At 59.7% G+C, this 7,369-nt stretch carries 6 protein-coding genes; all 6 read right to left on the bottom strand.

The genetic code is table 11. The features are described 5' to 3' along the window. Positions 1–119: 119 nt before the first annotated feature. Positions 120–740 (bottom strand): TetR/AcrR family transcriptional regulator, encoded by a 621-nt coding sequence (locus AC0ZWN_RS22225; RefSeq protein ID WP_093430069.1) that lies wholly within the window; start codon positions 738–740, stop codon positions 120–122. 30 nt (positions 741–770) lie between these two features. Then, a complete protein-coding gene (gene phaC / locus AC0ZWN_RS22220; RefSeq protein WP_476336516.1) occupies positions 771–2,453 on the bottom strand; it encodes a class II poly(R)-hydroxyalkanoic acid synthase in 1,683 nt (560 codons plus the stop codon). A 136-nt stretch (positions 2,454–2,589) separates the two neighbouring features. Continuing rightward, positions 2,590–3,444 carry a poly(3-hydroxyalkanoate) depolymerase gene (gene phaZ / locus AC0ZWN_RS22215; protein WP_034152967.1) on the bottom strand — a complete coding sequence of 285 codons (855 nt, stop codon included), beginning with the start codon at positions 3,442–3,444 and terminating at the stop codon, positions 2,590–2,592. Between the two features lie 142 nt (positions 3,445–3,586). Further along, entirely contained in the window at positions 3,587–5,266 is a 1,680-nt protein-coding gene (phaC, locus tag AC0ZWN_RS22210; protein ID WP_258709121.1) for a class II poly(R)-hydroxyalkanoic acid synthase, read from the bottom strand. Positions 5,267–5,524: 258 nt separating this feature from the next. Then, complete coding sequence (locus tag AC0ZWN_RS22205; RefSeq protein ID WP_476336513.1) at positions 5,525–5,902, bottom strand: gamma-butyrobetaine hydroxylase family protein; 378 nt, start codon at positions 5,900–5,902, stop codon at positions 5,525–5,527. A 126-nt stretch (positions 5,903–6,028) separates the two neighbouring features. Next, complete coding sequence (hslU, locus tag AC0ZWN_RS22200; RefSeq protein WP_064388878.1) at positions 6,029–7,366, bottom strand: ATP-dependent protease ATPase subunit HslU; 1,338 nt, start codon at positions 7,364–7,366, stop codon at positions 6,029–6,031. Positions 7,367–7,369 lie beyond the last annotated feature (3 nt).

Genomic DNA, 7,369 nt, shown 5'->3' with positions numbered 1-7,369 from the left:
ATTATGGATTCAACAAAACCCTTTCAGGTCGGTGTAGCTCATCAGCATCCCCCAATCAGTCCCCTCTCCCTCCGGGCGGTCCGACGTTTCGGGAGGGCTAGGGTGAGGGGCTTTTGATCTCAGTCGTGATCTTCAAGGTACTGCAGGGCCATCCGCTCCGTAGCGACCTTCACCGGCGGCAACAAATGCGGCGCCACCAGCATCATGATCTGGTACACAACCAGCCTCACCTCACCCTCACGATCCAGAATCCGCTGATAATCCAGCGAAAACAGCAACGTCATCGTGATCTGCTCAACCAACTGCCCCAGCGCCTGCGTATCACTGACCAACTGTCCCGAAGCCTTCAACCGCGCGAGCAACGACGCCAGCGTACGCTTCAGCGCATTGAGCAGATGACGAATGCCCTTGGCCAGTTTTGGCAAGCGCCCGGCGAGGTTCGACAGGTCCTGAAACAGGAAGCGGTACTGCGCCAGTCGCTCGACGATCAAATGCAAAAACAGCCAGTAATCCTCCGGCGCCAGTTCCACATCCGAGGGTGGATCAAGCAGTGGCGCCAGTTCACTCTGGAAGCGTTCGAACAGGCCGAGAATCAGCGGTTCCTTGCCATGGAAGTGGTAGTAGAGATTGCCCGGGCTGATCCCCATTTCGTTCGCCACCTCCATGGTGGAGACGTTCGGCTCGCCCTTTTCGTTGAACAGTTGCAAAGCACATTCGAGAATCCGGTCGCGGGTTTTCATCCAGTCTTCTTAGAAAAGTTCGGTTAAGCGTCAGCGCACACGCACGTAAGTACCGGGCGCTGCCTCCATCGGTGGATAGTTCGGGTTGCCGAGGGTAAACGTGGTTTCGTGCTGGGCGCCGGAGCGCTGTTGAATCCACTCCAGCCACTGCGGCCACCAACTGCCATCGACGTGTTTGCCATCGTAGTACCAGGCGCGCGGGTCGCTGCTCATCTTGCCGTTCTCGACATAGGCAGCTTTCGGGTTGCTCGGCGGGTTGAGAATGCTCTGCACATGGCCGCTGTTGGACAGCACGAAACGCCGCTCGCCACCGAGTAGCAGGGTCGAGCGATACACCGCATCCCACGGCGTGATGTGGTCGTTCATGCCGGCGACGCTGAAGCTGTCGACGGTGACTTTCTGCAGGTCGATCGGCGTGCCGCACACTTCCAGCCCACCCGGATGGGTCAGCGGGTTGTGCTTGAAGAAGTCCAGCAGGTCGCCGTGAAATGCCGCTGGCAGACGGGTGTTGTCGTTGTTCCAGTAGAGGATGTCGAAGGCCGGCGGCTCTTTGCCCAGCAGGTAATTGTTGACGAAGTAGCTCCAGATCAAATCGTTGGGGCGCATCCAGGCGAAGACCTTGGCCATGTCGCGACCGTCGAGCACGCCTTTCTGGTACGAGCGGCGCTTGGCGGCTTCGAGGGTTTGTTCATCGGCGAAGAGGGTGGCCGGGGTTTCAATCTGGCTGTCGAGCAGGCTGACCAGGTACGTCGCACTGGAGACGCGGCGCAGTTGCCGCTTGGCCTGCAAATGCCCTTGCAGGGCGGCGATGGTCAGGCCGCCAGCGCAGGCGCCCATCAGGTTGACCTCGCGGGCACCGGTGATCGCCCGACAGATGTTCATCGCCTCTTCCACCGCCTCGACATACGTCGACAGGCCCCATTCGCGATGGCGTACATCCGGGTTGCGCCAACTGATCATGAAGGTCTGCAGGCCGTTTTTCAGTGCGTACTGGACGAAGCTGTTGTGTGGGCTGAGGTCGAAAATGTAGTACTTGTTGATTTGCGGCGGCACCACCAGCAGCGGCTTGGCGTACTGCTTTTCGCTCATCGGTCGATACTGGATCAGCTCAAGCAAATCGTTGCGAAACACCACCGAGCCGGTGGTGGTGGCCACGGTCTTGCCGACCTCGAAAGCCTGTTTGGTCACCTGGCGTGGCAGGCCGTCGTTGTGCAGCAAGTCATCGAACAAATGACTGAGGCCGCGTACCAGGCTGTGCCCGCCGGAGTTGAACAGCTCCTTGACCGCCAGCGGGTTGAGCAAGGTGTTCGACGGCGCCACAGCGTCGTTGAGCAGGGTGAAGGCGAAATGCGCGCGGGCGCGATCGTCATCGCTCATGTGGCTTTCGTCGATCCAGCTTTTGACCTGTTTTTGCCAGGCCAGATAGGCCTGCAGGCTGCGCCGGTAGAACGGATTGAGGCTCCACGCCGGATCAGCGAAACGGCTGTCGTTCGGATTGGTCGGGTGCAGGGTTTCGCCGAGCAGCACGCGGCCCAATTGACCGCCTAGTTTCAACGCGTGCTTCGCACTGTGAATCGGATTGCGCAGGCCATGGGCGGCGACGCTGCGCAAGGTCGAGATCAGGTCCCGGCCACGCAGGCCGGTGATCGCACTTTGTGCGTTGATGAACACGGCGGGGCTGGGCACTACGCCCGTCGCTGGTTTGTCGCGCATGACTCAACACTCCTTCGTCTTCAGGCCAAAAACAAACTCACCGAACCAGAACACCATAGACGCTGTTGCGGGTTGCTGCCTGCGCGGCGTCCTGCCGCGCACTCTTTAAAGGCCTGCATAAAGCCTGCCGCCGGGGTTAACCGCCGAGCGGTGTCGGATGCGGGTGCATCACCGCGCGCTGACGTTCCTCCTGGAGAAATTTCATGATGATCGGCGCCACCGCTTCGGCGCGGGTAATCAGGAACAGGTGGCCGTCGTCGATGATGTGCAGTTGCGCGTTGGGAATGCGCCAGGCGAGCATGCGCATGTTGATCAGCGGGATCAGCGGATCGTCATCGCCGGCCAGCACCAGCGTTGGCTGATGGATCTTGTGCAGCCAGTGAATGCTGGTCCAGCCGAGGCCGGCGAACAGTTGCCAGTAATAACCGAGCTTGCCCGCCGAACGCACTTTCGCGGCGTGGCTGGCCGCCAGGGTCGGGTCGCGACGGAACGAGCCGCCATAGATCAGCGGGGCGATACGGATCACGTGGGACGGCTGAATGTAGCGTCGCGGACTGGCCATCATCCACAGCACTTTTGGCTTGCCCGGCACCATTACTGCACCGGCCGCGGTCGCCGCGAGCACCAGTTTCTTGCAGCGCTCGGGGTAGTCGTAAGCGAACTGCTGCGCCAGTGCGCCGCCCCACGACACGCCGATGACGTTGACCTGGCCGTAGTCGAGGTAATCGAGCATGCGCGAGGTCAGCTTGGCCAAGCCGGGAAAGCGATATGGCCGATTAGGCGTGGACGAGCCGCCGACACCAGGCACGTCGAAGGCGATCACTTCCAGATCCGGGTCCAGCGCCGCGACAAACGGAAACACCAGCTCCAGGTTGGCGCCGATGCCGTTGAAAATCAGCAAGGGCGTCAAGTGAGGCTTGCCGGGGCGTACCGCCGTGCGGAGGGTCTGGCCATCCAGATCGACGGTACGGAATATGAACGGTTGCGGCATGCGTCAGGCCCTGTGGATTTCAAGTACACCCCGCCCCCTGTGTAGGAGCTGCCGAAGGCTGCGATCTGTTGATCTTGATTGTAAAAACAGAATCAAAAGATCGCAGCCTGCGGCAGCTCCTACATTGGGCCGGGTGTGTCAGTTACCGCTCGTGAACGTATGTGCCCGGCGAGGCTTCACCGGCCGGGTACGCTTTGTTGCCCAGTTTCAGCGGGGCCTTTTTCAGGTTGCCCGAGCGCTCGGCCTGCCACGTCTGCCAGTACAGCCACCAGGAGTCGGTGTGCTTGGTCGAGTTCTCTTGCCACTCATCGGCATTGGCCGCCATTTCTTCGCCGGTCATGTAGCGCGATTTCGGGTTGCCCGGCGGGTTGAGAATGCTCTGGATATGCCCGCTGCTCGACAACACGAACTCGACCTTGCCACCAAACAACTGCGCCGACTTGTAGCAGGACTTCCACGGTGTGATGTGGTCGTTGGTGCCGGCCAGCGAGAAGATGTCGGCCGTGACCTGCTTGAGGTCGATCGGCGTGCCGCACACTTCCAGTGCATTCGGGCGGATCAGTGGGTTGTTTTTGAACATCTCGATCAGGTCGCCATGGAACGCGGCGGGCAGGCGGGTGGTGTCGTTGTTCCAGAACAGGATGTCGAACACCGGCGGCTCGTTGCCGAGCAGGTAGTTATTGACCCAGTAGTTCCAGATCAGATCGTTCGGGCGCATCCAGGCGAAGACCTTGGCCATGTCTTTGCCTTCCAGTACACCGGCCTGATAGGAGTGGCGCTTGGCGGTCTCCAGAGTCTGCTCGTCGACGAACAGGGCGACGTCGCTGTCCAGCGTCGTGTCGAGCACGCTGACCAGCAGCGTGAGGGCATTGACCTTCTTCTCGCCGATCGCCGCGTAATGGCCGAGCAGGGCGGTGCAGGTGATGCCACCGGAGCAGGCACCGAGCATGTTCACGTCTTTGCTGCCGGTGATCGCGGTCACCACGTCGACCGCTTCTTTCAGGGCATCGATGTACGTCGACAGGCCCCACTCGCGCTGGGCCTTGGTCGGGTTGCGCCAACTGACGATAAACGTCTGCACGTTATTGCGCAGGCAGAAGCGCGCCAGACTCTTGTCCGGGCTCAAATCGAATACGTAGAACTTGTTGATCTGCGGCGGCACCACCAGCAATGGGCGCTCGTGGACTTGCTCGGTGATCGGCTTGTACTGGATCAGCTCCAGCACGTCGTTGCGAAACACCACCGCGCCTTCGGTCACGCCGAGGCTCTTGCCGACTTCGAACGCGCCCATGTTGACCTGGCTAGGCATGCCGCCGTTGTGCACCAGATCCTTGGCCAGATGCGAGAGGCCGTCGAGCAGGCTTTTGCCGCCGGTTTCGAAGAAGCGTTTGACTGCTGCGGGGTTGGCCGCCGTGTTGGTCGGGGCCATGGCTTCAGTCATCAGGTTGATGACAAAGTGGCCGCGCGCGATGTCTTTGGGTGAGAGGCTGCTGTCATCGATCCAGGCATGAAGTTCCTTGCGCCACGCCAGGTAAGTTTGCAGATAACGTTTGTAGAGCGGGTTCTGGCTCCACGCAGGATCAGCGAAGCGACGGTCATCGCCTGCCGGTTGCAGTTCGGATTTGCCGAACAGCACGTTCTTCAGTTCGAGGCCGAAATGAGTGACGTGCCTGACACTATGGATCGGTTGTTTGATGGCCTGTTTCAGCACCATACGAGCAGAGGCCAGCAGATCCTTTCCGCGTAGCCCAACGACGGGATTAAGCCCCAGGGTGTTTTCCGAGGCTTGGTACTTCAGGTCATCGTTATTCTTGTTACTCATCTACGACGCTCCATTGTCCTGAGACGAGTACCCGGTTTTCTGCTGTGCAGTTCCACAGCCAATGCCAGGTACTACTGCTCGGGTGACCGTTAATTCTGCATAGCTGCTTTACAGTCGTAGAGCACTGCAGGGAACTTGCCAGCTCCATTGGTTACCCGAGTTTAATTTTTTTCGCAAGCAGGCCGATCCTCGGCCACACAGCAGAGCATTCAAACAGATGAATTTAGAAAATGCCCTCTAATGAGCGCAAGGCTCGGACTAGAGCATCAGCTTGACGATCGACTCGCTCGGGTCGCGGGTTTTTCCGGCGGCTTTGAGCTCGGCCAGATAATCGGCCCAGAGTGCGTCATAACGTCGCCCCAGCTCGTAGAGATAATCCCAGGTGAACAAGCCACTGTCGTGACCATCGTCGAAGGTCAGTTTCAGTGCGTAGTGACCGGCCGGTTCCAGCTTGCTCAGACCGACGTTGATCTTGCCAAATTGCAGGATCGGTTTGCCGTGGCCCTGGACCTCGGCGGAGGGGGAGTGCACGCGCAGGAATTCGGCGGGCAGGGTGTATTCCTCGCCGGACGCGTAGGTGAGCGTCAGGGTCTTCGAGGCTTTGTGCAGTTTGATGTCGGTAGGAATAGTAGTCATTGCAGGTCATCCGACTAGAGGAACACCCTGTAGGAGCTGCCGAAGGCTGCGATCTGTTGATCTTGCTTTTTAACAAACTCAAGTCAAAAGATCGCAGCCTGCGGCAGCTCCTACAGGGACGGTGACCTACAGGATATAACGGGACAGGTCTTCGTTCTGCGCCAATTCACCGAGGTGGCTGTTGACGTATTCGGCGTCGATCAGAATCGGCTTCTCATCGTGGGTGCTGGCCAGATCGCCGGCACTGAACGAAACCTCTTCGAGCAGACGCTCAAGCAGCGTGTGCAAGCGACGGGCACCGATGTTTTCGGTTTTCTCGTTGACCTGCCAGGCGATCTCCGCCAGACGCTTGATGCCTTCCGGCTGGAACTGGATGTTCAGGCCTTCGGTTTTCAGCAGCGCGCAATACTGCTCGGTCAGCGAGGCATGCGGTTCGCTGAGGATGCGTTCGAAGTCCGAAGGGCTCAGGGCCTTGAGTTCAACGCGGATCGGCAGACGACCTTGCAACTCAGGCACCAGATCGCTCGGCTTGCTCAGGTGGAACGCACCGGAGGCGATAAACAGGATGTGGTCAGTCTTGACCATGCCCAGTTTGGTGTTGACGGTGCAGCCTTCGATCAGCGGCAGCAGGTCGCGCTGTACGCCTTCACGGGACACATCAGCGCCACCGACGTTACCGCGCTTGGCGACTTTGTCGATTTCGTCGATGAACACGATGCCGTGCTGTTCAACGGCTTCCAGCGCCTTAGCCTTCAGCTCTTCTTCGTTAACCAGACGCCCGGCTTCTTCGTCGCGCACCAGCTTCAGCGCTTCTTTGACCTTGAGCTTGCGCGCTTTCTTTTTGCCCTTGCCCATGTTGGCGAACAGCGACTGCAACTGGTTGGTCATCTCTTCCATGCCAGGCGGCGTGGCGATCTCGATGCCGGCAACTTCGGCGACTTCGATTTCGATTTCCTTGTCATCCAGCTGACCTTCGCGCAGGCGCTTGCGGAACAGCTGACGGGTGTTGGAATCGGAGCTCGGCGCTTCTTCATTGCTGAAGCCCATGCGGGCCGGCGGCAGCAGTGCGTCGAGGATACGATCCTCGGCAGCGTCTTCGGCGCGATGGCGAACGCGGGTCATTTCCTGCTCACGGAGCATTTTGATCGCGGCGTCGGCCAGATCACGGATGATCGATTCGACGTCACGACCGACGTAGCCGACTTCGGTGAACTTGGTCGCTTCGACTTTGATGAACGGCGCGTTGGCCAGTTTCGCCAGACGACGGGCGATCTCGGTTTTACCGACACCGGTCGGGCCGATCATCAGGATGTTCTTCGGGGTCACTTCAACACGCAGCTCTTCAGGCAGCTGCATGCGGCGCCAGCGGTTGCGCAGGGCAATCGCGACGGCGCGCTTGGCATCGTCCTGGCCGATGATATGGCGGTTGAGTTCGTGGACGATTTCGCGGGGAGTCATGGACATAGT

The sequence above is a fragment of the Pseudomonas sp. 3B-A001-10F genome (assembly GCF_056313565.1).
Note: the sequence above shows the minus strand (reverse complement) of the source record. Positions and strands in the feature narration are given on the sequence as shown.